This window comes from Algoriphagus limi (genome assembly GCF_024919275.1).
GTDB lineage: Bacteria > Bacteroidota > Bacteroidia > Cytophagales > Cyclobacteriaceae > Algoriphagus > Algoriphagus limi.
The window spans coordinates 1,870,665-1,893,865 of the sequence record NZ_JANWGH010000001.1; the positions used below are offsets into that span (position 1 = coordinate 1,870,665).

Here is a 23,201-nt window from a genome sequence, read left to right on the forward strand (position 1 = left end):
TCGTAAATGCGACTTATTTCTTTGCGTATCTTCTGTTGAATTTCTCTACTCGACCAGCAGTATCCAAAAGCATCTTCTTTCCAGTGTAGAAAGGATGAGATTCAGAACTTACCTCGATTTTGTATAGAGGATATTCATTACCATCTTCCCATACGATAGTTTCGTTGGTTTCGATAGTGGATTGGGTCAAGAATTTAAACTCAGATGAAGTGTCATAAAACACTACTGGTCTGTAGTTTGGATGAATATCTTTTTTCATATTTTCAGTGTTTTTGTCAGCGCTTGCTCAAATGAGGCACAAAGTTATTCTTTTTGAAATAAGCCACCAAATCTTTGCAAAAAATAATCAGAGAGACTGAGCTTTTTTGAGATAAAACTTGGATAAAGCCACAAGAATCAGATTCAAAACTACTATTTTTCAATTCAATTGTAGAGAAAACCCTCAATTAGACCGACCATAGCTGATTTTCATTTTATGAATAGAGCCACTTTTCAAAAACCCGGAAAATTCCTCTTCCTCCTTTTCATCATTGGATTTTCAATTCAGTACGCTTCTTTTTCTCAGGGAAGTTACGTGCCATTCGAGCGGGATTATTATCACCTGATTGAGCGCTATGAAATCTTGCAAGGGAAAAATAACCCCTTCTTTCAAACCGGTTACAAGCCTTTTCGAAGAGATTTGCTAGGAAAATATTTAGATAGTCTTGTGCAGGATCAGGTGATTAAAAGTGCTTCTGATCAATTCAATCTTTCCTTTTTGGCCCAGGACAATTGGGAATTTGTCACTCAAGAAACACCAGAATCCAAGAAACCTTTCCTTAAAAAACTCTACCGAAGACCCGGTGATTTTGCTCATTCCTATAGTGAGGATTTCGATATCCACGTAAGCCCGGTCATCTATTTGGCAGGTGGAATGGAAACGGATAATGAACAAAATCCCGCCCAACTGTCCCGAGGATTTGTTGTGCGGGGAGCGGTTGATAAAAAGGTCAGCTTCTTTACTTATCTCACCACTTCAGAAGTATTTTTTCCAAGTTGGGTGAAAAATTACGCAGATTATAGAGGTGCCGTTCCAGGAGAAGGGTTTTGGAAACAGTACAATACGGATGGTTACAGCTATTTTTCAGCACGCGGTCATGTGAATTTTAATTTGACTAAGAGCATACAAGCTCAAGTTGGGCATGATAGAAATTTCATCGGCGAGGGCTATCGCTCCTTTTTGTTGTCGGATTTTTCCAATCCCTACATGTTTGTGAAGTTGAATACCAAAATCGGAAAATTTCAACTGACCAATCTTTGGACTCAAATGACCGCAGATGTCATTTATGATCGGGGAAGACCCACGGATGGTCGCTATCCTCAGAAGTACTTTTCCATGCATAGACTTGGTTTCAATATTGGCAAAAAACTCAACCTCGGCTTTTTTGAATCTGTGATGACCGATAAGGTCAATTTCAATTACTTCAACCCGGTTGTGTTTTTCCGTTGGGTAGAGCAGCAACTTGGCACCCCGGACAAGGTGATGTTAGGAATGGATGCGAAATGGATCTTTCGTCCTGGCATGCAACTCTACGGTCAGTTTGCCTTGGATGAATTTGTGTTCAATGAGTTTTTCGGCATTGACGGCAAAGGTTCTAAGCGAAATAAATATGGAGTCCAAGCCGGCTACAAATACATCAACGCTTTTGAGGTTTCGAACTTGGATCTTCAATTAGAATTCAACACCGCCAGACCTTATACTTTTCAGGAAAAATTTGACCACCAATCCTATACAAATTGGCGAGTTCCACTTACCCATCCTTTAGGGGCGAATTTCAAAGAGTTTGTGGGAATCATTCGTTACCAACCCATTCCAAAATTACGAATCACGCTATTGGGAAATTATCAACTGTACGGAACCGATCCTGACGCGGAAACCAACTGGGGAGGCGATATCTTAAAAAACAGACTGGAAGGCAGTCCAACAGGATTGTTCGGGAATGTAACGGGACAAGGAATCGAAAATCAGGTAATTCAAACGAATCTTGTGGCCAGCTACATGCTCAAGCACAACCTATTCATCGACGGAAGCCATATTTTCAGAAGAAGAACGGCTCAAGATCTAACATCTCCTGAAAGCTCTCAATTTGTACAATTGGCGATTCGATGGAATTTCATCCGACCTGAGTTTAATTACTAAGATCATTGCGTTCTTAGGTGAATACTTCCACTCGTCCCCAAAATCAAATGGCTTCACCAATTTTGCGTAAATTGCGGGCCAAATTCGGAACTTTTCCTACATGAAGACTTATTTGCGGATCTTGTCTTATGCCCGTCCATTCGGCAAGTTCGTACCCACATATATCGGCTATACGCTACTTTCAATCATTTTTGGCTTGATTAATTTCACTTTACTCAAGCCATTGTTTGATGTGATTTTTGAGCAAGTGGCTCCCGAGTCCTTGGAAAGATTCCGGGATTTGCCTCGTTTCCAATTATCTTTGGAGTACTTCACGGGACTCTTTAATCATTACTTTCTGAAGATTCAAGACGGCTATGGCAAAGTAGGAACTCTAGCCTTTGTCTGTATAGTCATTGTGTTTTCGGTTTTTCTTTCCAATCTCTTCACATACCTATCTGGAGTGGTTTTGGCAAAAGTTCGAGCTAAAGTCATCAAAGGAATGCGAACGGATATTTTCAACCGGGTAAGCGGCTTGCATTTGGGCTATTTCTCCAATGAGCGAAAAGGGGATTTGATGTCCAAAATGACCAATGACGTGCAGGAAGTAGAAAACACCATCGTGCAATCACTTCGGGTGGTTTTTCGGGAGCCTGCAACGATCATTCTCTATTTCGCAGTTTTGTTTTTTATGTCAGTCAAACTGACCCTTTTCACCATTTTACTGATCCCCATTTCGGGGGCAATTATCGGAGGGATCACCAGAAGATTAAAGAAGAAAGCAGTAGAGAGCCAGCAAAGTTTGGGGCGAATTGTGAATATCCTGGACGAAACCCTTGGAGGTATGCGGGTGATCAAGGCTTTCAATGCGGAGTCCTTCATGTTTGGCAAGTTTGATCAGGAAACTGACAACTATGCCTCCGTCAATATCAACATGGCTCGAAAAAACGAGTTAGCCTCTCCAATTTCTCAGTTTCTTGGAGTCACTGTTGTAGCAGGGATTCTTATTTATGGAGGAAGCTTGGTGTTGAGCGGGAATTCAAGTTTGAGCGCCTCAGACTTCATTACCTATATCATCATTTTCACACAAGTCTTGAATCCAGCTAAGGAAATTTCCCGAGCAGTTTCCAGCGTCCAACGTGGAATTGCTTCAGCAGAGCGGATATTTCAGGTAGTGGATACTAAGCCAGCCATTACATCTCCTACTCAACCACAGGTATTAGAAAGCTTCGAACGTGAGATTGAATTCCAAAATGTGCATTTCTCCTATGGAGAGAAAGAGGTATTGAAGGGAATCAACTTCAAACTTGAAAAAGGCAAAACCATCGCTCTAGTCGGACCATCGGGAGGAGGAAAATCCACGTTGGCGGATTTGGTTCCGAGATTTTACGATCCATCGAGCGGGGCAATTCTGATTGATGGCATCAATCTCAAGTCACTTGATTTGACTTCTCTTAGAAAATTCATGGGAATTGTAACCCAGGAATCCATTCTGTTTAATGATACGGTATTTAATAATATCGCTTTCGGGTTAGAAGGTGTTTCCGAGCAGCAAGTTATGGAAGCTGCCAAAATTGCCAATGCGCACGAGTTCATCGAAAAGATGGAAAAGGGCTATCAGACCAATATTGGTGAACGTGGAAGCAAGCTTTCAGGAGGGCAGCGTCAGCGATTAAGTATTGCGCGAGCGGTATTGAAAAATCCACCGATTCTGATCTTAGATGAAGCCACTTCTGCCCTGGATTCAGAATCCGAAAAATTGGTTCAAGAAGCATTAACGCAACTAATGAAAAACCGAACCACCTTGGTCATCGCTCACCGCCTAAGCACGATCCAACATGCGGATGAAATATTAGTGATCGATCAAGGACAAATCATTCAGCGAGGAACCCATACCGAGCTCTTAAAGGAAGAAGGACTTTATCAGAAGCTTTCAAGTATTCAGTCGGTTTAGTTATATTCGAGAAAATCATTTTATCACCACTATGCAGAAATTTCACCGAATTCTCCAGATAATCTTACTGGTCTATTTTGCCGGTTTGCTCATATTCTTCATTGCTTTTGACACCATGGGTGGTCTTGTAGGAATTGCCGAAGTCACTTCTGATTCAGTAGTAAAAATCTTATTGACAGGATTAATACTGTTTTTGATTTCTTGGCTTGTAGGTAAAGGCGTAAAATCTTCCCTTCAAAGCAAAGTCAAGAAGATGGAAAGCGAAATGAATGCTCTGAAAGCAAAAATCTATGATTTCGAGCATCCAAAAACTGCCGAAAAGCCTAAAACGGAAACAACGCAAAAGCCTTCAGATAGCGATAGCAGCAATCTTCCACCGAGACAAAATTTCACCGAATAATTAAGGTTTAAATTCAAAAACTGTATATTAAGGAAACCAAAACGGTTTCCTTTTTTCGTATGGTAGCAAAAACTTTTGGAAGCGCTGTCTCTGGAGTAGACGCCAACCTGATTACAATCGAAGTAAATGTAGGACAAGGCACCAGTTTTTTCATGGTGGGCTTGCCCGATTCTGCTGTGAAAGAATCCCAACAGCGGGTGGAATCAGCCTTAAAATATTTCGGGTTTCGGATGCCCCGCCAGAAAGTAGTCATCAATTTGGCTCCTGCTGATATCCGTAAGGAAGGTTCCGCTTATGACCTTCCCATTGCCATGGGAATCCTTCAAGCCTCGGAGCAGGTAGAATTCCCCGAACTTGATCGCTACGTGATTATGGGTGAGCTTTCATTGGATGGAAATCTTCGTCCAATCAAAGGCGTTTTGCCTATCGCAATTGAAGCTCGAAAGCGAGGCTTCAAGGGTTTTATCCTCCCTCTAGAAAATGCCAAAGAAGCTTCTATTGTCAATAATCTGGATATCATCGGAGTAGAAACCCTCCAACAAGCAGCTGATTTTTTGATGGGGGATTTAGAGATCGAACCCATGGTCACTGATACCCGTGAGATTTTTTATCATTCTCTAGATGAAAATGAATTTGACTTTGCTGATGTGCAAGGTCAAGAAAATATCAAGCGTGCTATGGAGATAGCTGCAGCAGGGGGGCACAATGTGATCATGATTGGCCCTCCCGGCGCCGGAAAGACCATGCTCGCTAAACGGCTTCCTTCCATTTTGCCACCACTCTCTTTGCAGGAGGCTTTGGAAACTACCAAAATTCACTCCGTTGCTGGAAAACTTGGCAAAAACGGATCCCTCCTAGCTCAAAGACCTTTCCGCAGTCCTCACCATACTATCTCAGATGTAGCCTTAGTGGGAGGTGGTGGTAACCCCCAACCCGGAGAAATCTCCCTAGCTCATAATGGAGTACTTTTCCTCGACGAACTTCCGGAATTCAAACGTACAGTTTTGGAAGTAATGCGCCAGCCTTTAGAAGAACGGAAAGTGACGATCTCTCGGGCAAAAATTTCAGTCGATTATCCTGCGAATTTTATGCTGATCGCCAGTATGAATCCTTGTCCTTGTGGCTATTACAATCACCCTGAAAAAGAGTGCGTCTGTGGTCCAGGCATCGTGCAGCGCTACCTCAATAAAGTAAGCGGTCCCCTACTCGATCGAATTGATTTGCATGTGGAAGTAACTCCGGTGAAGTTTGATGAAATGACCTCCACCCGAAAAGCAGAATCCAGCAAGTCTATCCGGGAGCGAGTGATTCAGGGAAGAGAAAAACAAAAACAACGCTTTCAAAATAACCCTGAAGTCTACTGCAATGCCATGATGCCTTCTCACATGGTCAAAGAAATCTGCCAAATCAACGAAGCTGGAAAGGCTTTGCTCAAAACCGCGATGGAGCGCCTAGGATTGAGTGCCCGGGCATATGATCGCATCCTGAAAGTTGCCAGAACTATAGCCGACATAGCTGATAGCGATACGATCAAAGTGGAACACCTTGCGGAGGCGATCCAGTATCGAAGTTTGGATAGAGAAGGCTGGGCAGGGTGAGAAGAGTTTTGAATGATTAATGAAGAGTTAAAATTGAGAAAGCAGATAATTCATTTTAAACTCTTCCCTATGGAAATGGTTATTTTGATGATTCCAAATAGATTCCTTAAAACAATTGTCCTTAACCCTTATGAAAAAACTTCTTCTAATTCTAACCTTCTTCTTTCCGCTTATTCTTTCTGCTCAGGATTTAATCCAAACAGATGATCGGGAAGTAAAAATCACACCAATCTTACACGGCTCCCTGGTTTTGGATTACAAAGACCTGACAATATACGTGGATCCTTATGGAGGAGCACAACGTTTCCAATCCCAAAATCCGGCTGATCTTGTTCTAATCACGGATATTCATGGAGATCACCACAACCAAGAAACTTTGGATGGACTCGATCTTTCGAATGCTGTGATCGTAGCACCACAGGCTGTAGCCGAAAAACTTCCTGCAGAGAAATATAAAAGCATCATCGTGTTGGGAAATGGGGATGTTGAGAATATCCTGGGAAGCAGAATTGAAGCAATTCCCATGTATAATCTTCCTGAAACAGAAGATAGCAGACATCCAAAAGGAAGAGGAAATGGCTATATCGTGGAGTTGGGAGGAAAGAGTTTTTACTTCTCCGGTGACACCGAAGATATTCCGGAAATGAGAGCTTTGGAAAATATCGATGTAGCTTTTGTCTGCATGAATCTTCCATTTACCATGGATGTAGACCAAGCAGCTAGTGCTGTTTCAGAATTCCAACCGACCGTCGTTTATCCTTATCACTATAGAGGAACAAATGGATTGAGCGACGTAGAAAAATTCAAGAATCTTGTCGTGGAAAAGACTCCTGATGTGGAAGTAAGATTACGCAATTGGTATCCTGAAAATTAATCCTGATATCGCTTTAGCATAAAATCAAACCCCTCTTCTCGAGGGGTTTATTTTTTTCCATAATTCGCTGATAAAAATCAATTCTATCTGGGCCTTAAATCAGGGATTTTCTCCTATTCTACTACTAGCTTCAGTAACTAGAATAAGTCTAGCCCTTAAAATCGTAAACCATGAAAAAGTTGTTCATCGCTCTATTCGTTATGGCGACCTTCATCGGAGCAGCTTATCCAAGCTTTGCCCAGCAGATGACTAAACAGGATTACTTGGAAAAAAGTAAAAAGCAGAAAACCACAGCATTTATACTTCTTGGAGGAGGAGCTGCCGTTGCGGGTGCGGGTGTAATTCTCTTCTCGGAGAACTTTTGCATTTTCGGATGTACTCAAAGTGAAGTAAATGCTTCAAATGCCGGAGGGGTAATGTTTTTGGCTGGAGGAGCAGCGATGATTGCAAGTATTCCTGTTTTTGTCAGTTCAGGAAAAAATGCAAGAAAAGCAGCGGAATTAAACTTCAATTATCAACCGATGAATATGCCTAGATATACAGGAGCGATCCCGAAATCCTATCCTGCATTGACCTTGACTATCCCAATTGATTGAAAAAACCACCAATTTTAAACGGAGGAGGTGATTTTTAGAAGGTATTTAGATAAATGGATTCATTTCCCTAAATTTTAATCTTTGGAATGAATCACTTACCTCATGGAACTCCTCCTTCGTTACCTTCACTTTATTTCAGTCTTTACCCTCGCTGGATCCTTATTCGCTGAATTTTTTCTATTGGATAATAGCCTGAGCAAAAAACAAATCAAGCAATTGAGTCGAATTGATGCTGTTTATGGTATTTCTGCACTTTCGCTACTGATCGTAGGACTTTCGCTTTGGTTGGGAGGTTATGGAAAACCAACTGAGTTTTATAGCCAAAATCCAACTTTTCACCTCAAATTAGGACTATTCATTTTAGTAGGATTGATTTCAATCTATCCAACCGTATTTTTCATCAAACAAGCCAAAGGAAACCAAAATCAAAAGGTAACTATTCCAAAAGGGGTCATTTGGTCAGTCAGAATGGAATTAATCCTTTTATCCATCATTCCTATTTTAGCTGGTTTGATGGCAAAAGGGATCTCTATTTTCTAATCTCCAAAAGAAATTCCCAAACCTTTGGCAGCTTTCACCAAGGTTCCTGAAGGATCTACCACATGATAAGTTTTGATAGCTTCGGTGATGGGCACAGAGCTATAGTCATTATTTCTCAGCACTACTAATTGTCCAAACTTTCCATCTAATACCAACTCCATCGCTTTGACTCCAAAAACTGAAGCAATCACACGATCAAAGGCGATAGGCGTTCCCCCACGTTGGGTATGTCCCAAAACGGTTTCTCGGATTTCTGCTTCCAAACCTGCATCTTTCAGTTGCTGACTCAAGGTAAAAGCCACACCACCCAATCTAACAGAATTTCTTCCTGACTCCCCTTGAACGCCAGTAACAGTCCCATCTTTTGCAAAGGCTCCCTCTGCGATTACGATATTGACAAAGCCTCTTCCATCATCATATCGGGCTCGGATTTTTTCAATGACTTTCCCCAAATCATAGGGGATTTCAGGAATCAAACAAACCTCAGCTCCACCCGAAATTGCAGTGTATAAGGCAATCCAGCCTGCATTTCGCCCCATTACTTCCATGATCATCACCCGATGGTGACTAGCTGCAGTAGTAACCAGACGATCCAATGAATCAGACGCAATCTGAACAGCTGTCTGAAATCCAAAAGTGAAATCCGTGGAAGAGAGGTCATTATCAATGGTCTTTGGAACTCCAACTACAGGTATCCCAGCCTCAAAAAGTGCTTGGGAAATTTCCTGAGAACCATCCCCTCCAATATTGATCACTGCATCGAAGCCTAGCTCTTTGATTCGGTCAACCAAAAAATGTAATCGATTTTCTAAGACCACGGAACCATCCGCTTGTTTGACTGGAAACCGAATTGGATTCCCTTTATTGGTAGTGCCAATTATAGTTCCTCCCATCACATGAATACCTGCAGTATCGGAATCATCCAATTTTATCATTCGAGGAGGGCTTTCCATAATACCATTAAAGGCTTCATAACTTCCCCACACTTCCCAATTTTTTTCCTGAAAAGCCCGCTTAGCAATTCCTCTTATGACAGCATTTAATCCTGGACAATCTCCTCCACCGGTAGCAACCAATACTTTCTTCATGTTTATAAATTAATTTTCTATACCCAAAAAGGGAAAATACCTCTTAAATAACAAGTTATGGAAATGGATTATAAAAATTTTGACTCAGGATTTATAAAAAATATTCAGCTCCTTCACGACATAGCTCAACTTGGAAATTGAGATTTCTTCCTTTTAAGCGATCCGCCAAAATAGCATCCAATTGCTCGTCAGTATTATTGGGTTCATGATGAAAAATAGCCATGCGTTTAACTTGGCAAAGTGTTCCAAAATCAATAGAATCCTGAACAGCACTATGACCCCAACCTATTTTTTGCTGATATTCTGAAGAAGTATACCCTCCATCATGAAAGAGCAAGTCAACCTTATTTGCTAATTCAAAACCACTTGTCCACTCGGGATTGTTGGGAAAATTTGTAGATCCTAAGCGAACCTCATGATCGGGAATATAAGCAAGAGTAGCATTATCCAAACGAATCCGGAAACCCAAAGTGGGGCCTGGATGACAAACATATTCAGAATGGATTTGGAAATTTCCTATGGAAAAATCATCATAAGTCAATTCATGAATTTCCGGGTGATTAGGCAAGTCAGCAAGTCTAACAGGGAACATCGGAGGTGAAAAGAATTTTCGAAGTCGCTGAAGCAATGGAGTGACAGATGAACTAGGCCCCCAAAAATGCACCTTTACTGAAGGATCATATAGAGGTAGGAAAAATCCCATCCCCATGGTGTGATCAATGTGCAAATGAGTAAGTAAAATATGGATTTCCTTAATTCCCCGATCCACAAATCGGCCTAAACGTTGGATTCCTGAACCAGCATCCAAAATCAAAAAGGTTTCTCCATCTGTGACTTCGACACAGGAGGTGTTTCCCCCATAAAAATTGTTTTCTGGACCTGGCGAAGGGAGTGAACCGCGGCAGCCCCAGACTTTTATTTTCATCATGGGTCTATCTTCCAAAATATGGCCATGGCTCCAAGGAATCGATCCTGCCGGGCAATAATTGGAAAAGAAGTCACTTCAATATGAATTTCTTTCCCTGTTAAACTATGTATATAAAAAGAGCCAGAATTCGGCTTGAGATCCTGAAGTGTTTTGACTAATGGAAGTTTTTCTGGAGGTAAGGGATTGCCTTGATCATCGTAAGGGGTAAACATCGTAGACCATTCCTCCACACGCATCCCGCCTGTCTCTCCAAAATTCAATCCGAAGATCACTTCGGCAGGTTCATTGTAAAACAACAAATTGCCTTCCGGATCAACCAGAAAGGCCGGTAGAGACAAAGTATCTACAAACTGCCTTCCTAAAATCAACTCTAGAGGTTGTGCGGGCATAACAATGCATTCAATTAAAAATGAAATAAAATTTAAGAAAAATCTTTAGAAAATGATGTTTTTAATCAAAAATTCCAGCCAAAAGAAAGTTTTTTCAGGCAAATTCCTTGGAAAATCTCATTCTGATCAAATTTTGGAAAAGGCCTGGTCCAAATCTGTCAATAGATCTTCTGTATGCTCCAAACCAACGGAAACCCGGATCAAATTTGGAGGTGTGAGAGTATCTGGGCCTTCTACAGCTGCTCTTCGCTCGATCAAACTTTCAATTCCACCTAAACTTGTGGCATTGGCAAATAAGTGAAGTTCACTGATCAACTTATCTGCAGCAGCCGCACCGCCTTTTACCTGAATGGACACTACCCCTCCAAAACCACTCATCTGTGAAGCTGCGATCTCATGACCAGGATGATTTTTTAATCCAGGATAATAGACTCTTTCAACTTTTGGATGTGATAAAAAATAATCAGCTAAAACCATAGCATGTTCAGCATGACCTTTCATACGATAGGCTAAAGACTTTATACTTCGACCTAGCCAATAACAATCTGTCGGAGATGGCACTGCTCCTCCCACTCGTTGAATAGTTCTGATTTTAGTCCAAAAGTCGTTTTTCTCCTTAGTAACCAAAGCCCCTCCCAGTAAATCACTATGCCCTCCAAAATATTTGGTACTGCTATGCATGACAATATCAGCTCCAAGCAAAAGTGGATTTTGGAAAACAGGCGTTGCGAAGGTATTATCACAGGCTAAGATGGCCCCGTGACCATGAGCGATTTCGGCAACCTTTCGAATATCTGTGATTTTTAAAAGCGGATTGGAAGGAGTTTCCACCCAGAAAAGTCTAGTATTAGGACGAATGGCAGCCTTGACTGCTTCCAAATTACTCATGTCCACAAAGCTCACTTCATGAATCCCTTTAAAGAGAATCGTCATGGAATTATGTAGTCCATGGTACATATCATCCGGAGCGATAATATGAGATCCAGGCTCCAAAGCCTGATAGACCGCAGTTCCTGCAGCATTTCCAGATGAAAAAGCTGCCGCATCTACTCCTTGCTCCAGTGAAGCAATCAGTTCTTCCAAAGCCAATCGATTGGGATTTCCAGCACGGGTATAGAGCAAGCCAGCTTCATTTCCATGTTCGAAAGTGGTACTTAGTGTTATTGGCTGAACAACTGATCCGGTATTGTCGGTGATATGATTTCCTTTGTGAATAGCGCGTGTTTCGAATTTCATTTCCTAGGTATTTCTGGAAATTTAACAATCTATTTGGAAACCAAATGAGAGAAAAGGCACACTTTACCCAGAAAATATTTCATCGGACCTTTCCAACCTTTTTAACCTAGGTTGACTCTTTAGGGTAGAATCAACAAAAATGACTCAAATTCAACTAGACAGTGAATTGATAGAGCAGGTCATCGCTCAAGATCGAAAAGCCCAATTTCAGCTTTTCGAATTGACCAAAAGGATGATTTACAGTTTAGCTTATCGAATGCTCAATGATGAGGATCTAGCTCACGATGTACTTCAGGAGACATATGTAGAAGTTTTTCAGAAAATAAGAAGCTTGAAGCACCCAGAGGCTTTGCCTTCTTGGATGAAAACAATTGCAGCACGGAAAGCAATAAAAGTCGCTAAAAATCAATTTGAATTTGAGAAAATTGATCAACATCCTGACCCTTTAGAGAATCAATTTGATTCTTGGTTTGACGGTGAGCTTTTGGACCAAGCAATTAGAGAGCTACCTCCTGGTGCAAGAGCAGTCTTTATGCTAGTAACAGTAGAAGGCTACCCTCATAGTGAAGCAGCTAACCTTTTGGGGATTTCTGAAAGCACTTCAAAATCTCAACTTCATTATGCGAAAAGGCTTCTCAAAACTCGGATTCAAAACTTACTCAGAGTATGAAAGATTTACCAGAATATGAACCAAGAAGCAATAGCTGGGAAAAAATCATAAAAAGGAAGGATTTTGACTCTCAACTAAGCAAAAATCTTAATGAGCTACCCATATATAGCCCATCAGAGTTGGCATGGAATAGAATCGAGGAAGAGCTTGAGAAAAAGAAGCAAACATTTATATGGTGGCCCTTATTGATTGCTGCTTCGGTTTCAGGTCTACTTTTTTTGGCTTTCTACCAGTATGATCAAAGTGAAATACAAATCCAATCGCTTCAACAGGCTGATGGCATTAACATCCAAAATCTAACCCCAGAGAATAATGGAAAAGGCGAAACTGAATTGGATTACCTCACAGGGGTCAAGAAAGACTCTTCTAGTTATGAAGTCATTGATGGAGAGAAAAGAAAAATAGATCGAACCAAAGAATTTATCCCAGAAATCGCTGTAGAAAAACAACAGGAGCTAGTAAACTCCTTCATTGTCAAAGGTATGGATTTAGAAACAAGAGGGAAACCTATTGACTCCTCAGAAATGCAAAAAAAGACCTTTCATACAGTGGCTATTTCATGGGATATTAGAAATACTAAAGTCAGGCTAACAACAAAGATTGGAGCTCCTGACCCACTTCTACTGGAAGCAAAAAACAAGGAAGAAATATACCCCCAAGGTCAAATCAGACTAGGACAAAGAAATATTATTGATTTTAAATAAGATTTAGATGAAACGATTAGTAATAATAGCCGCAATTACAGCTTTCATTAGCACAATCGGGTATGCTCAAGAGCTTAAAAACAAGCTTTCAAAAAATCATCAGGCTTGGGCAGATCGAAGTTGGCCAATCACCGATACCTTGGCATTTGATTTTCCTAATGAGGGAAGGCTCCTCCTACTATTCAACAGGGATGAGTTTGATCCCGAAAACCTTAAAGAAGAATTAAAACCAATATTAGAGCAAGCGACTCAATTCCCAGCGTATGAAACCCATGCTTACAGAGTATGCCAAAACTTTTTCCCAACGAGACTAGGACAGGTGAAGAATGATATCCAAAAAAAATATTGGAAAACTCTTACGTCAATAGAATTGGCATTTCCAGTGGGATTAGATTTTACGGCAGGAAAATTCACACCTGAAATAGGATTTCAACTAGCACTAAGTTTACCAGGCTTTCAAATCGGAGGATCCCTCACCAACACGGTATATTTCCCTGAAACAGATTCTGGGTTTTCGGTGAATAATAACTGGTTCGTAAATGCGGAATACCATTGGAAACCAGGAAGTCTTTATGCTAACCAACATCAAACTATTCAGGTTGGATACCTACTAAACAACTCCAACAGTCAGCTTTTTCAAGGCACCACAATGAGAGCCACCTATAAACAAACATTAAGCCGATACCTTAGTGTGCAAGCGGGAATAGTAGGAACAAAAAATTTCACCTCATTTTATCCTGTAGTTGGATTTAGAATTAGATTCTAAAAACTTGAATAAAATAAAAAAGCCGGCTAAAAACCGGCTTTGAAATTTACTATCTATCTAATCCGATCTACAGACCGGACTAAGGCCTCATCTTTTCGAATAAATCGGTTAGCCAACATATTAAATACCATAGCTGCTAAAATTACCCAAAAGCCTACCTGATAGGAACCTGATTCCAACGCATTGATTTCGGAATTCACTTTATTGGTTGTAAGAAAAACAACGACAACCAAGCCTACCATGATCAGGCTATTGATCATATTGAACATCATTTGCCGGGTTCGGTTTTTATATTGAAAAATTGAAATCAATGCCAAAAGCCCTGAAAATGAAGCTAATGTAGCCATGTACCAAGTGGAAGAAGAATCCAAAGTTTCTCCTGCTGCATCCATATGAGTCATCATAAAAGCAGTCAGCTCCCAAGTTTCGCCTGATGCTTCCTGAGCTTGCAACCAATAGGGAGAACTGATGCTAGCTCCCATGCAGACTACTACCAAAAACAAGAATATGGTTTGAATTCGTTGAATCATGATTTTCTAATTTTTAGCAAAGAAAAGCCCTAATCCCCGCTTTCACAAGGAAAGTTAAAATCTGCCATTGGAATGCTGTGGGAATTGTATCTTTGTGACCTATGAGCCAAACCAAACGCTTTTTCCTTGAATTAAGCTATCATGGCAAGCCTTTTCACGGCTGGCAAATCCAACAAAATGCCTTTTCGGTCCAAGAATCCATAGAATCTGCACTTTCTACCTATTTTCAGAAACCCATTAATATAATGGGCAGTGGACGGACTGATACCGGTGTGCATGCTACCCATCAAGTTTGTCATTTTGACTGTGACGTTCCCTTTGAGTCGGAAAGACTTGTCAAGGCTTTGAATGGAATTCTTCCAAATTCTGTTGGAATAAAGGCCGTTCGCCTTGTAAAATCTGATGCACATGCTCGGTTTGAGGCCTTGGAGCGATCTTATTTTTACCGAATTATTTTCCAAAAAAGCCCCTTTTACGATGAATTAGCCTGGACATTTTTTGGAAATCTGAATGTAGAAAAAATGAATCAAGCTGCTCAGTTTCTGATTGGAGAACAAGATTTTGAAGCTTTTAGTAAGGTCCAAACGGAGGTCAATCATTTCCGTTGTACAATTATGTCAGCCCGTTGGGAACAAAAAGAGGAGGAATTGTTATTCCATATAACCGCCAATCGATTTTTGCGTGGGATGGTACGGGCAATTGTCGGAACTTTGGTGGAGATTGGGGTTGGTAAAAAATCACCAGAAAGTATGGTGGAAATTATTCAATCCAAAGACCGAAGTAAAGCGGGTAAAGCCGCACCTGCTAAAGGTCTTTTTTTAAGTCGGGTAGTTTACCCCCGAGAAATTTACCTAGATTGAAAAACCTTGAGCTTAGAAAAAGAAAAAACTTCTTCCGGTGAAATAGTAGACACCAAAGTCCTGAAGCAATTGTATCGCTATGTGCAGCCTTACAAACTTCAGTTTTATTTTTTGGTGTTTTTGACTATTGCCTTGGCAATTTTGGCTCCTACGCGACCCTATTTCATTCAGGTTGCCATCGATGACCACATTGCCATAGGTGACAGTGCCGGTCTGGTTCAGATGATCTACATTTTAGTAGGTCTGATGATTCTACAAGCGATCGTCCAATGGGCCCACACTTATTTTTCTGGTTGGATTGGACAGGTGATTATTCGGGATATTCGTATCAAGCTATTTGACCATTTACTTCGTCTGAAACTCAAGTTCTTTGATAATACCCCAATTGGAAGATTGGTCACACGAAATATCTCGGATATCGAAACTTTAGCCGACGTATTCAGTGAAGGTTTAGCTGCTATCATCGGGGATTTACTGCAACTGGTGACCATTTTGGGAGTCATGTTTTACATCGACTGGAAGCTCACCCTTGTCAGTTTGTGTACACTTCCACTGATGATTATTTCGACTTACATTTTCAAGGAAAAGATCAAAGTAACCTTTAATGATGTGAGAAACGCGGTGTCCAACCTGAACTCATTTCTTCAAGAACACATCACAGGGATGAATATTGTTCAGATTTTCAATCGAGAAGATCGGGAATTTGAAAAATTCAAAGAAATCAACCGAGAGCATCGAACAGCACATATTCGGTCTGTTTTATATTATTCCATTTACTTCCCCGTAGCAGAAATTATTCAGGCAATTGGGATTGGGTTGGTTGTTTGGTATGGCGCTGTAGGGGTTTTGGGACTGGAACTACAAGTCGGGGTTCTGATCTCCTTTATCATGTACCTGCAATTGTTTTTCAGACCGATCCGTATGATTGCAGACCGATTTAATACCCTTCAAATGGGTGTGGTTAGTTCATCGCGAATCTTCAAACTGCTCGATAGTGATGAGCACATTGCGAATGAAGGAGATTTTAAGCCTGAAAAAGTAAAAGGAAACATCGAATTCAAAGACCTTTGGTTTGCTTATATAGATGAGGATTATGTCCTGAAAAACATCAATTTCTCTGTAAAAAGTGGGCAAACAGTTGCTCTTGTCGGAGCTACCGGAGCGGGTAAATCATCTGTAATAAACCTACTTTCCAGATTTTACGAAATCAACAAAGGCTCTATCACCATCGATGGGACAGATATTCGGGAATTTGAATTGGGCATTTTGCGAAAGCATATTGGCGTAGTACTCCAAGATGTATTTTTATTCTCCAACACCATCTATTACAACATTACATTAGGCAACCCGAAAATCAGCAGAGAGCAAGTTTTGGAGGCAGCTGAAATGGTGGGAGCACGGAAGTTTATCGAACGTTTGCCAGGCGGTTTGGACTACAATGTGATGGAACGAGGTGCTACGCTTTCTGTGGGTCAAAGACAATTAATCTCCTTCGTTCGCGCAATGGTTTACAATCCCGAAATTATCATTTTGGATGAAGCCACAAGCTCAGTAGACACTGAAACGGAAGAACTCATTCAGGAATCCATCGAAAAAATGATGAAGGGCAGGACATCCATTGTCATCGCTCACCGACTTTCTACCATTCAAAAAGCTGACAACATCATTGTATTGAACAAGGGAGAAATCGTGGAGCAGGGAAAACATGATGAGTTGCTAGAAAAAGGAGGCTACTACACCCAACTCCATCAAATGCAACTCAAGACCATGGCAATCTAGCCTGGAATTTGCTTGAATCAATTAAACCAACTAGAATAACGTGAAACACAGATTAGCATTTTTGCTATTCCTTTTACCATTTTTGGGGATAGCGCAGGAAAGAGGAGCTGGAATTCGATTAGGTGAACCATTCAGCTTGACTTACAAGGATTTCTTTGATGATTATTTTTCTTGGGAGGTGATGATTGGAAGTGGAGGAATCAACAGCCCAGGCTACTATCAACGGGATTTTGAAAATAATCCGCCAAGTTCCAATGCTTTCTACATAGGCCACAGCGCCAGCAAAGGAGTTTCTCTTCATGGCCGAGTTGCCTATCATGAGGATTTTACCGATGTTTTTGATATTTCACAAGGATATCTTTTAGGGTATGGAGGAGTAGGCGCGCAGCTACGTACCACTCAGGTTAACTATACCTACAACTTGGGAGCCGGTGAAAGTGGTGGAACGTTTAGCGAGCAGCGAAGCAATGTTGATTTTGGGCCTGAAGCTTTCGTAGGGGGAGAATACTATTTTGATGAATTGCCTATCTCCGTATTTGCCGAAGTAGGAATCTTTTTGGAATTACTGGATCGAGTGGGGCATATCAAAGGTCAAGGAGGAATTGGCGTTCGCTATTTGTTCTAAACCATGAGCAGAAAACTTACAGTTCTCCTGGTACTCTTAGCCTTTTTGTTCTTAGGAGGATTAATCATTTTCAATTACTTGGGAGGAAACAATCCGATTCAAATCACCCTTGTAAATCAAAAACCTGCACCATTATCGGGGATTTATTACGTAGGAACTCCTCAGGATCCTTCATTGAAAGAAACCTTTGAAAAAATCGAGACTGAGAAGTCCTTACATCCTGGAAGCTTTTTGCAGACCATCTATGAAGTCGAACCTGCTGGAAAGTTAGATACCATGCGGGTTTTTGTTGGAATTGACCAATTACTGGTTGGCGATGAATACGAGCAGCGGGTCTTTGAGGAGAATCGCTACTTGCTAGCCAGGATTCAAGGAAGTCGATGGGTAATGCCAGGCCCTGAAAAGGTAAAAAGTAGACTTCAGGACTTTGCCGACTCGGCAAAACTTGAATTATCAGAAATTTTTATCGATAAGATAATCTCTGAAAATGAGGTACATGTGATCGCTCCGATAAGGAATTGAGCGCTTTTTACATTTTTTAACCAAACCTATTTCTGAAATTTTCGTGACAATAATTATTACTAAGCCAAATAAAATTTTATGAAAAAACTTATTGCAATATTTGGTTTCGCAACAATGTTTGCATTCCAAGCCTGTGAAGGACCCGTAGGACCTCCAGGCCCTCCCGGACAAGATGGATTAGACGGTATCACTATCGTAGGGGAAGCTTTTGAAGTAGAAGTGGACTTTACAGAAGCAAATGATTACCGAGAGTTGTTTGAATTTGATCCAGCCATTTTAGATAGTGATGTAGTTCTTGTCTATATCCGTTGGGAGCAAGATGGAAACACTCCTATCTGGAGACCACTTCCTCAGACAATTTTCTTTGAAGAAGGCGTGCTAATGTACAATTATGACTTTACCCGATTTGACTTTTCCGTCTTTTTGGATGGGCCATTGGATTACAGTTTGCTTTCCTCAGATTGGACAGATAATCAGCTATTTAGAATCGTGATTGTCCCAGCAGATTTTGCCGGATCCAGAATTGATTTCTCCGATTACGAAGCAGTTACCAAATTATTGGGATTAGAAGAGGATGACTTTGTACCTCTCAAGCCTAAATCCAAAAATTAAGATATACTAAACCAACTTCTACTACAAACAGGATTGAGGCTATGCTACGATCCTGTTTTTTTTGATCCCAAATATTATTTGCTTCCTATCTTTGCATCATGAAACTCCAAAATGATCTCCTGCTTCGGGCAGCAAAAGGTGAAAAAGTAGAACGCACTCCGGTGTGGCTGATGCGTCAAGCAGGACGAATTCTTCCCGAATACCGTGCCGTACGTGAGTCCGTTTCAGGCTTTATCGAACTTGCCCAAACTCCTGAATTAGCCGCAGAGGTGACTATCCAGCCAGTAGATTTATTAGGAGTGGATGCTGCCATCATTTTTTCAGATATTCTAGTAATTCCAGAAGCCATGGGATTACCTTATGAAATGGTGGAAAAGCGAGGACCTTGGTTTCCAAATACAGTTTCTTCAGAAGGAGATCTGAAAAAATTACGAATCGCTGACGGTGCAAATGACCTGAGCTATGTCATCAAAGCGATTGAAATCACCAAAAAAAACCTGAACGGCCGAGTACCGCTAATTGGTTTTGCGGGGGCACCATGGACCATTTTTGCATACATGATCGAGGGAAGTGGAAGCAAGACCTTCTCCAAAGCTAGAGCAATGCTTTATAAAGAGCCGGCCTTTTCCCATCGCCTGCTCCAAATGATCACTGACAGTACGATCAACTATCTAAAAGCCCAAATTGAGGCCGGGGCAGATTTGATTCAAATCTTTGATTCCTGGGCCGGCATTCTTGGTCCAGATCAATATGAGGAGTTTTCCCTGCGATACATTTCCCAGATTTGCGATGCCATTCAAGAAGTCCCAAAAACTGTTTTTGCAAAGGGAGCATTCTTTGCTAGGGAAGCTATGGGGAAATTGAATTGTGAAACGATCGGTTTGGATTGGAATATGGGAATCGCTGAATCCAGAAAATTAATCGGACCAAACAAAACTCTTCAAGGAAATTTAGACCCAGCCGCACTTTACGGTTCACCCGAACAAGTACAGATAGCGACTCAGAAAATGATGGGAGAATTCCGGGGAAGCAGACATATCGCCAATTTGGGTCATGGAGTTTATCCGGATATTGACCCGGAAATGGTAAAAGTCTTTATTCAGACGGTAAAAGACTTTCGGTAACCAATTATTCAGAAATATTAATCGGATCACCAATTTTCACCACTCCTTCACCCAAAGCAACCATATTCTGACCAAAAAGGACTTTATTTCCTTTGGTCCGATAGGATGACAAAGTCCGAAGCGGTTCTTGGCTTTTTATTCCTGTCTCTTGGTCTACGGTGATCAATACACAGCGTGCGCAAGGCTTTACTACCTGAAAATCAGTAGAACCGATTTTGATCTTTCGAAATGTATCTTCTTGAAAAGGCTCTCCACCTGAAAAAACCAAATTAGGGCGAAATCGATCCATATGAACAGGCTTTTCCAGCTTTTGATTGAGGTCATTCAAAGATTCCTGACCAATAAGCAAATAAGGCATACCATCTGCAAAACTGACAGCTTCTCCATTTACGGCATATTTTGAACTCACTAGCCTACGGGTAGACTCGGGCATTTTAACGAGTCGAACTTGCTTTCCCAAAAAATCAGAAAACCAGCGATCAAACTTGTATCCAACCAATTTGGAGGACATCGCATCATCCCAAACAACCACCTCTACTGAATCATCTAACTCTTGATCAAAGGGAATCAATATGAAATTATCAGGATCATTTTTTGGAAATATTGTTAAGCCTTCTGGAGAAAGTTCTACTTGAAGCAAAGCTAGTTTTGGATAAGTACGCTGAGAAACAAAAAGCCCATCTTCATCTATGAGCATCCATCGTCTATCATAGCGAAACCCTTTTTCTTCTACGATAGCTTCATCTAAGCGAATTCCTCCCAAAGACTTGATGGGATAGATAAATATATCCTGAATGTAGAGTGAATCCATGATCAAATATTGGTAAGACTACCAAGTTAACCTCTCCGATCCGAATTTTGATTTTCTAATGACAATTGTTTAGAAAAACCACTGTTTTAGAAGTAGAACCCCAAAACCGATTCGAGTCATCATCCCAAAAACCATCAATAAAAGGAATATCATAGTCCATTTTAATCGGTCTTGACTGCGCTTTTTGCCAAAAAATTCTTTCATATCAAAAAGATGTCGGTTCAAGGCAAAAGGTTGCACCCATGTCAAAAAAATCCTGTCACAATCTCAGAAAACATAAAACTAATCGTGCCATTATGAGAGATAAATTCTTGTATTCTGCCAGCCAATCTGACATTGTGACACAAAAATTCTAAAAATATCAGATGGCATAAGCATTGAAGCAAAGGAATTAAACCAAATCAGAAACTAAATAAAATTTATAATCATGGGAAAAATTATAGGCATTGACTTGGGTACCACCAACTCCTGCGTAGCCGTAATGGAGGGAAATGAACCTGTAGTCATCCAGAACAGTGAAGGAAGAAGAACTACCCCATCAATTGTAGCATTTCTTGACAATGGAAATGGTGAGCGAAAAGTAGGTGATCCTGCCAAGCGTCAGGCCATCACCAACCCTGCAAATACTATTTCATCTGTAAAGCGATTTATGGGTAAAAAATTCTCTGAGGTTTCCGAAGAGAAAAAACATGCTTCCTACAAAGTAGAGCAAGGACCAAACGACACCGTTGCAATCAAAATCGGTGACCGTTCCTATACTCCTCAGGAAATTTCTGCAATGATTCTTCAGAAAATGAAGAGCACTGCTGAAGACTTCTTGGGACAAGAAGTGACTGAAGCAGTTATTACCGTACCAGCTTATTTCAACGATGCTGAGCGTCAGGCTACCAAAGAAGCCGGACAAATCGCTGGCTTGGAAGTGAAGCGTATCATCAACGAGCCTACCGCAGCTGCTTTGGCTTATGGTATGGACAAGAAAAATCAGGATATGAAAATCGCTGTGTATGACCTTGGTGGTGGTACCTTCGATATTTCAATCCTTGAACTTGGTGATGGTGTATTTGAAGTAAAATCAACCAACGGTGACGTACACTTGGGTGGTGATGACTTCGATCAAGTAATCATCAACTGGCTTGCTGATGAATTTATTACAGAAGAGCAAATCGATCTTAGAAAGGACCCAATGGCTCTTCAAAGATTGAAAGAAGCTGCTGAAAAGGCGAAAATCGAACTTTCCAGCTCCTCTTCTACAGAAATCAACTTGCCTTACATCACTGCTACTCAGACTGGACCAAAGCACTTGGTAAGAACCTTGAGCAGATCTAAGTTTGAGCAACTTTCTGAGGACTTGGTGAAGCGATCCATGGAGCCTTGTAAAAAAGCGCTTCAAGATGCTGGACTAACTGCTTCTGAAATTGACGAAGTAATCTTAGTCGGTGGTTCTACTCGAATTCCTAAAATCCAGGAAGAAGTTGAGAAGTTCTTCGGCAAGAAGCCTTCTAAGGGTGTAAACCCTGACGAAGTAGTAGCTATCGGAGCTGCTATCCAAGGTGGTGTATTGACCGGTGAAGTGAAAGATGTACTTCTTTTGGACGTAACTCCTTTGTCACTTGGTATCGAAACCATGGGAGGAGTATTCACCAAATTGATTGAGGCGAACACTACGATTCCTACTAAGAAGTCCGAAGTGTTCTCTACTGCTGCTGACAACCAGCCTGCTGTGGACATCCACGTACTTCAAGGTGAAAGACCTTTGGCTAAGGACAACAGAACCATCGGTAGATTCCAATTGACTGACATCCCACCAGCACCAAGAGGAGTACCTCAAATCGAAGTAACCTTCGATATTGATGCAAACGGTATCCTCAATGTATCTGCTAAGGATAAAGGAACTGGTAAAGAGCAGAAAATCAAAATCGAAGCTTCTTCTGGCCTATCTCAGGAGGACATTGACCGAATGAAAAAAGAAGCTGAAGCAAATGCTGCAGCTGACAAGGCTGAAAAAGAAAAAATCGAAAAGCTCAACCAAGCTGACAGCCTAGTTTTCCAGACTGAAAAGCAGTTGAAAGAATACGGCGATAAGCTTTCTGAAGGCAACAAAACTGCCATCAATGGAGCTTTGGACAAATTGAAAGCTGCTCACCAGTCTCAGGATTTGGCTGGAGTTGATGCTGGAATGGAAGAGCTAAACAAAGCTTGGGAAGCTGCTTCTCAGGAAATCTACAACGCTACTCAAGGAGCGGGAGCTCAGCCAGGAGCTGACGCAGGAGCTACTGGAGCAAGCGATAGCGGAGACGGAGTCTCTGATGTAGATTACGAAGAGGTTAGCGAAGACAAGAAGTAATTAAGCTAAACCAATAAATCAAAGCACTCGGTTATTATCCGGGTGCTTTTGGCATTCAAAAAGCCAAGAATCCCCGCTCGGAATCTTGGCTTT

The 23,201-nt window shown here is 41.1% G+C and carries 25 protein-coding genes; 17 read left to right on the forward strand and 8 right to left on the reverse strand.

The genetic code is table 11. The annotated features are described in order from the left end of the window. Positions 1-13 precede the first annotated feature (13 nt). Positions 14-259 (reverse strand): type B 50S ribosomal protein L31, encoded by a 246-nt coding sequence (locus NY014_RS08095; RefSeq protein ID WP_135074316.1) that lies wholly within the window; start codon positions 257-259, stop codon positions 14-16. 216 nt (positions 260-475) lie between these two features. Between NY014_RS08095 and NY014_RS08100 the strand changes: the two genes are divergently transcribed. The 7 genes from NY014_RS08100 to NY014_RS08130 all read left to right on the forward strand — a co-directional run bounded on the left by NY014_RS08100 (position 476) and on the right by NY014_RS08130 (position 8,120). Then, on the forward strand, positions 476-2,179 hold the full coding sequence (locus tag NY014_RS08100; RefSeq protein ID WP_259414057.1) for a hypothetical protein: 1,704 nt from the start codon (positions 476-478) through the stop codon (positions 2,177-2,179). Positions 2,180-2,279: 100 nt separating this feature from the next. Further along, positions 2,280-4,112, forward strand: a complete 1,833-nt coding sequence (locus NY014_RS08105; RefSeq protein WP_259414058.1) for an ABC transporter ATP-binding protein — start codon at positions 2,280-2,282, stop codon at positions 4,110-4,112. A 31-nt stretch (positions 4,113-4,143) separates the two neighbouring features. Beyond that, entirely contained in the window at positions 4,144-4,512 is a 369-nt protein-coding gene (locus NY014_RS08110) for a hypothetical protein (protein ID WP_259414060.1), read from the forward strand. Positions 4,513-4,571: 59 nt separating this feature from the next. Then, positions 4,572-6,110, forward strand: coding sequence for a YifB family Mg chelatase-like AAA ATPase (locus tag NY014_RS08115; protein ID WP_259414061.1), 1,539 nt, complete (start codon positions 4,572-4,574; stop codon positions 6,108-6,110). Between the two features lie 130 nt (positions 6,111-6,240). Next, complete coding sequence (locus tag NY014_RS08120; RefSeq protein ID WP_259414062.1) at positions 6,241-6,984, forward strand: MBL fold metallo-hydrolase; 744 nt, start codon at positions 6,241-6,243, stop codon at positions 6,982-6,984. 170 nt (positions 6,985-7,154) lie between these two features. Then, positions 7,155-7,580, forward strand: a complete 426-nt coding sequence (locus tag NY014_RS08125; RefSeq protein ID WP_259414063.1) for a hypothetical protein — start codon at positions 7,155-7,157, stop codon at positions 7,578-7,580. 102 nt (positions 7,581-7,682) lie between these two features. Next, positions 7,683-8,120, forward strand: coding sequence for a DUF2214 family protein (locus NY014_RS08130; protein ID WP_259414064.1), 438 nt, complete (start codon positions 7,683-7,685; stop codon positions 8,118-8,120). On the opposite strand, the gene NY014_RS08135 is transcribed toward NY014_RS08130, so the two are convergent. From NY014_RS08135 to NY014_RS08150, 4 genes are all read right to left on the reverse strand, one after another. Beyond that, positions 8,117-9,208: a 6-phosphofructokinase gene (locus NY014_RS08135; RefSeq protein WP_259414065.1), complete on the reverse strand. Its 1,092-nt coding sequence runs from the start codon at positions 9,206-9,208 to the stop codon at positions 8,117-8,119. The two genes, NY014_RS08130 and NY014_RS08135, sit on opposite strands and share 4 nt — an antisense overlap. 91 nt (positions 9,209-9,299) lie before the next feature. Next, positions 9,300-10,136, reverse strand: a complete 837-nt coding sequence (locus NY014_RS08140; RefSeq protein WP_259414066.1) for an MBL fold metallo-hydrolase — start codon at positions 10,134-10,136, stop codon at positions 9,300-9,302. After that, positions 10,133-10,525 (reverse strand): PAS domain-containing protein, encoded by a 393-nt coding sequence (locus NY014_RS08145; RefSeq protein WP_259414067.1) that lies wholly within the window; start codon positions 10,523-10,525, stop codon positions 10,133-10,135. The genes NY014_RS08140 and NY014_RS08145 overlap by 4 nt, the downstream gene beginning before the upstream one ends. Before the next feature lie 126 nt (positions 10,526-10,651). Next, positions 10,652-11,761: a trans-sulfuration enzyme family protein gene (locus tag NY014_RS08150; protein WP_259414068.1), complete on the reverse strand. Its 1,110-nt coding sequence runs from the start codon at positions 11,759-11,761 to the stop codon at positions 10,652-10,654. 139 nt (positions 11,762-11,900) lie between these two features. On the opposite strand from NY014_RS08150, the gene NY014_RS08155 reads away from it, so the two are divergent. The 3 genes from NY014_RS08155 to NY014_RS08165 are packed head-to-tail and all read left to right on the forward strand — an operon-like array spanning position 11,901 to position 13,901. Beyond that, positions 11,901-12,431: an RNA polymerase sigma factor gene (locus tag NY014_RS08155; RefSeq protein WP_259414069.1), complete on the forward strand. Its 531-nt coding sequence runs from the start codon at positions 11,901-11,903 to the stop codon at positions 12,429-12,431. Then, positions 12,428-13,135, forward strand: a complete 708-nt coding sequence (locus NY014_RS08160) for a hypothetical protein (RefSeq protein WP_259414070.1) — start codon at positions 12,428-12,430, stop codon at positions 13,133-13,135. Before NY014_RS08155 ends, NY014_RS08160 begins: the two co-directional genes overlap by 4 nt. A gap of 7 nt (positions 13,136-13,142) precedes the next feature. Beyond that, complete coding sequence (locus NY014_RS08165; RefSeq protein WP_259414071.1) at positions 13,143-13,901, forward strand: hypothetical protein; 759 nt, start codon at positions 13,143-13,145, stop codon at positions 13,899-13,901. Positions 13,902-13,954: 53 nt separating this feature from the next. Here the strand turns inward: NY014_RS08165 and NY014_RS08170 are convergent, their stop codons facing one another. Beyond that, positions 13,955-14,431 (reverse strand): DUF4293 domain-containing protein, encoded by a 477-nt coding sequence (locus tag NY014_RS08170; protein ID WP_259414072.1) that lies wholly within the window; start codon positions 14,429-14,431, stop codon positions 13,955-13,957. Positions 14,432-14,532: 101 nt separating this feature from the next. On the opposite strand from NY014_RS08170, the gene truA reads away from it, so the two are divergent. The 6 genes from truA to hemE all read left to right on the forward strand — a co-directional run bounded on the left by truA (position 14,533) and on the right by hemE (position 19,953). Next, positions 14,533-15,291: a tRNA pseudouridine(38-40) synthase TruA gene (truA, locus tag NY014_RS08175; RefSeq protein ID WP_259414073.1), complete on the forward strand. Its 759-nt coding sequence runs from the start codon at positions 14,533-14,535 to the stop codon at positions 15,289-15,291. A gap of 6 nt (positions 15,292-15,297) precedes the next feature. Next, on the forward strand, positions 15,298-17,070 hold the full coding sequence (locus NY014_RS08180) for an ABC transporter ATP-binding protein (protein WP_259414074.1): 1,773 nt from the start codon (positions 15,298-15,300) through the stop codon (positions 17,068-17,070). Between the two features lie 40 nt (positions 17,071-17,110). Continuing rightward, positions 17,111-17,695 carry a hypothetical protein gene (locus NY014_RS08185; RefSeq protein ID WP_259414075.1) on the forward strand — a complete coding sequence of 195 codons (585 nt, stop codon included), beginning with the start codon at positions 17,111-17,113 and terminating at the stop codon, positions 17,693-17,695. Positions 17,696-17,698: 3 nt separating this feature from the next. Next, positions 17,699-18,217 carry a hypothetical protein gene (locus NY014_RS08190; RefSeq protein ID WP_259414076.1) on the forward strand — a complete coding sequence of 173 codons (519 nt, stop codon included), beginning with the start codon at positions 17,699-17,701 and terminating at the stop codon, positions 18,215-18,217. Between the two features lie 78 nt (positions 18,218-18,295). Next, a complete protein-coding gene (locus NY014_RS08195; protein WP_259414077.1) occupies positions 18,296-18,829 on the forward strand; it encodes a hypothetical protein in 534 nt (177 codons plus the stop codon). A gap of 98 nt (positions 18,830-18,927) precedes the next feature. Beyond that, positions 18,928-19,953 carry a uroporphyrinogen decarboxylase gene (hemE, locus tag NY014_RS08200; protein ID WP_259414078.1) on the forward strand — a complete coding sequence of 342 codons (1,026 nt, stop codon included), beginning with the start codon at positions 18,928-18,930 and terminating at the stop codon, positions 19,951-19,953. A gap of 4 nt (positions 19,954-19,957) precedes the next feature. On the opposite strand, the gene NY014_RS08205 is transcribed toward hemE, so the two are convergent. After that, the gene (locus tag NY014_RS08205; protein ID WP_259414079.1) at positions 19,958-20,764 is read right to left on the reverse strand and encodes an MOSC domain-containing protein; all 807 of its coding nucleotides are present in this window, start codon (positions 20,762-20,764) and stop codon (positions 19,958-19,960) included. A 69-nt stretch (positions 20,765-20,833) separates the two neighbouring features. After that, entirely contained in the window at positions 20,834-20,968 is a 135-nt protein-coding gene (locus tag NY014_RS08210; protein ID WP_259414080.1) for a hypothetical protein, read from the reverse strand. 223 nt (positions 20,969-21,191) lie between these two features. Here NY014_RS08210 and dnaK point away from each other — a divergent pair, with 223 nt between their 5' ends. After that, positions 21,192-23,108 (forward strand): molecular chaperone DnaK, encoded by a 1,917-nt coding sequence (gene dnaK, locus NY014_RS08215; protein WP_259414081.1) that lies wholly within the window; start codon positions 21,192-21,194, stop codon positions 23,106-23,108. Positions 23,109-23,201 lie beyond the last annotated feature (93 nt).

What these genes read in the sequence shown, in the direction of transcription:
- NY014_RS08115 (WP_259414061.1), top strand. Translation starts at nt 4,572, where the DNA reads ATGGTAGCAAAAACTTTTGGAAGCGCTGTCTCTGGAGTAGACGCCAAC.
- NY014_RS08205 (WP_259414079.1), bottom strand. Translation starts at nt 20,764, where the DNA reads ATGGATTCACTCTACATTCAGGATATATTTATCTATCCCATCAAGTCT.
- NY014_RS08160 (WP_259414070.1), top strand. Translation starts at nt 12,428, where the DNA reads ATGAAAGATTTACCAGAATATGAACCAAGAAGCAATAGCTGGGAAAAA.
- NY014_RS08095 (WP_135074316.1), bottom strand. Translation starts at nt 259, where the DNA reads ATGAAAAAAGATATTCATCCAAACTACAGACCAGTAGTGTTTTATGAC.
- NY014_RS08145 (WP_259414067.1), bottom strand. Translation starts at nt 10,525, where the DNA reads ATGCCCGCACAACCTCTAGAGTTGATTTTAGGAAGGCAGTTTGTAGAT.
- NY014_RS08165 (WP_259414071.1), top strand. Translation starts at nt 13,143, where the DNA reads ATGAAACGATTAGTAATAATAGCCGCAATTACAGCTTTCATTAGCACA.
- NY014_RS08210 (WP_259414080.1), bottom strand. Translation starts at nt 20,968, where the DNA reads ATGAAAGAATTTTTTGGCAAAAAGCGCAGTCAAGACCGATTAAAATGG.
- NY014_RS08100 (WP_259414057.1), top strand. Translation starts at nt 476, where the DNA reads ATGAATAGAGCCACTTTTCAAAAACCCGGAAAATTCCTCTTCCTCCTT.
- dnaK (WP_259414081.1), top strand. Translation starts at nt 21,192, where the DNA reads ATGGGAAAAATTATAGGCATTGACTTGGGTACCACCAACTCCTGCGTA.
- NY014_RS08130 (WP_259414064.1), top strand. Translation starts at nt 7,683, where the DNA reads ATGGAACTCCTCCTTCGTTACCTTCACTTTATTTCAGTCTTTACCCTC.
- NY014_RS08190 (WP_259414076.1), top strand. Translation starts at nt 17,699, where the DNA reads ATGAGCAGAAAACTTACAGTTCTCCTGGTACTCTTAGCCTTTTTGTTC.
- NY014_RS08110 (WP_259414060.1), top strand. Translation starts at nt 4,144, where the DNA reads ATGCAGAAATTTCACCGAATTCTCCAGATAATCTTACTGGTCTATTTT.
- NY014_RS08135 (WP_259414065.1), bottom strand. Translation starts at nt 9,208, where the DNA reads ATGAAGAAAGTATTGGTTGCTACCGGTGGAGGAGATTGTCCAGGATTA.
- NY014_RS08120 (WP_259414062.1), top strand. Translation starts at nt 6,241, where the DNA reads ATGAAAAAACTTCTTCTAATTCTAACCTTCTTCTTTCCGCTTATTCTT.
- NY014_RS08155 (WP_259414069.1), top strand. Translation starts at nt 11,901, where the DNA reads ATGACTCAAATTCAACTAGACAGTGAATTGATAGAGCAGGTCATCGCT.
- NY014_RS08125 (WP_259414063.1), top strand. Translation starts at nt 7,155, where the DNA reads ATGAAAAAGTTGTTCATCGCTCTATTCGTTATGGCGACCTTCATCGGA.
- truA (WP_259414073.1), top strand. Translation starts at nt 14,533, where the DNA reads ATGAGCCAAACCAAACGCTTTTTCCTTGAATTAAGCTATCATGGCAAG.
- NY014_RS08105 (WP_259414058.1), top strand. Translation starts at nt 2,280, where the DNA reads ATGAAGACTTATTTGCGGATCTTGTCTTATGCCCGTCCATTCGGCAAG.
- NY014_RS08150 (WP_259414068.1), bottom strand. Translation starts at nt 11,761, where the DNA reads ATGAAATTCGAAACACGCGCTATTCACAAAGGAAATCATATCACCGAC.
- NY014_RS08195 (WP_259414077.1), top strand. Translation starts at nt 18,296, where the DNA reads ATGAAAAAACTTATTGCAATATTTGGTTTCGCAACAATGTTTGCATTC.
- hemE (WP_259414078.1), top strand. Translation starts at nt 18,928, where the DNA reads ATGAAACTCCAAAATGATCTCCTGCTTCGGGCAGCAAAAGGTGAAAAA.
- NY014_RS08170 (WP_259414072.1), bottom strand. Translation starts at nt 14,431, where the DNA reads ATGATTCAACGAATTCAAACCATATTCTTGTTTTTGGTAGTAGTCTGC.
- NY014_RS08140 (WP_259414066.1), bottom strand. Translation starts at nt 10,136, where the DNA reads ATGATGAAAATAAAAGTCTGGGGCTGCCGCGGTTCACTCCCTTCGCCA.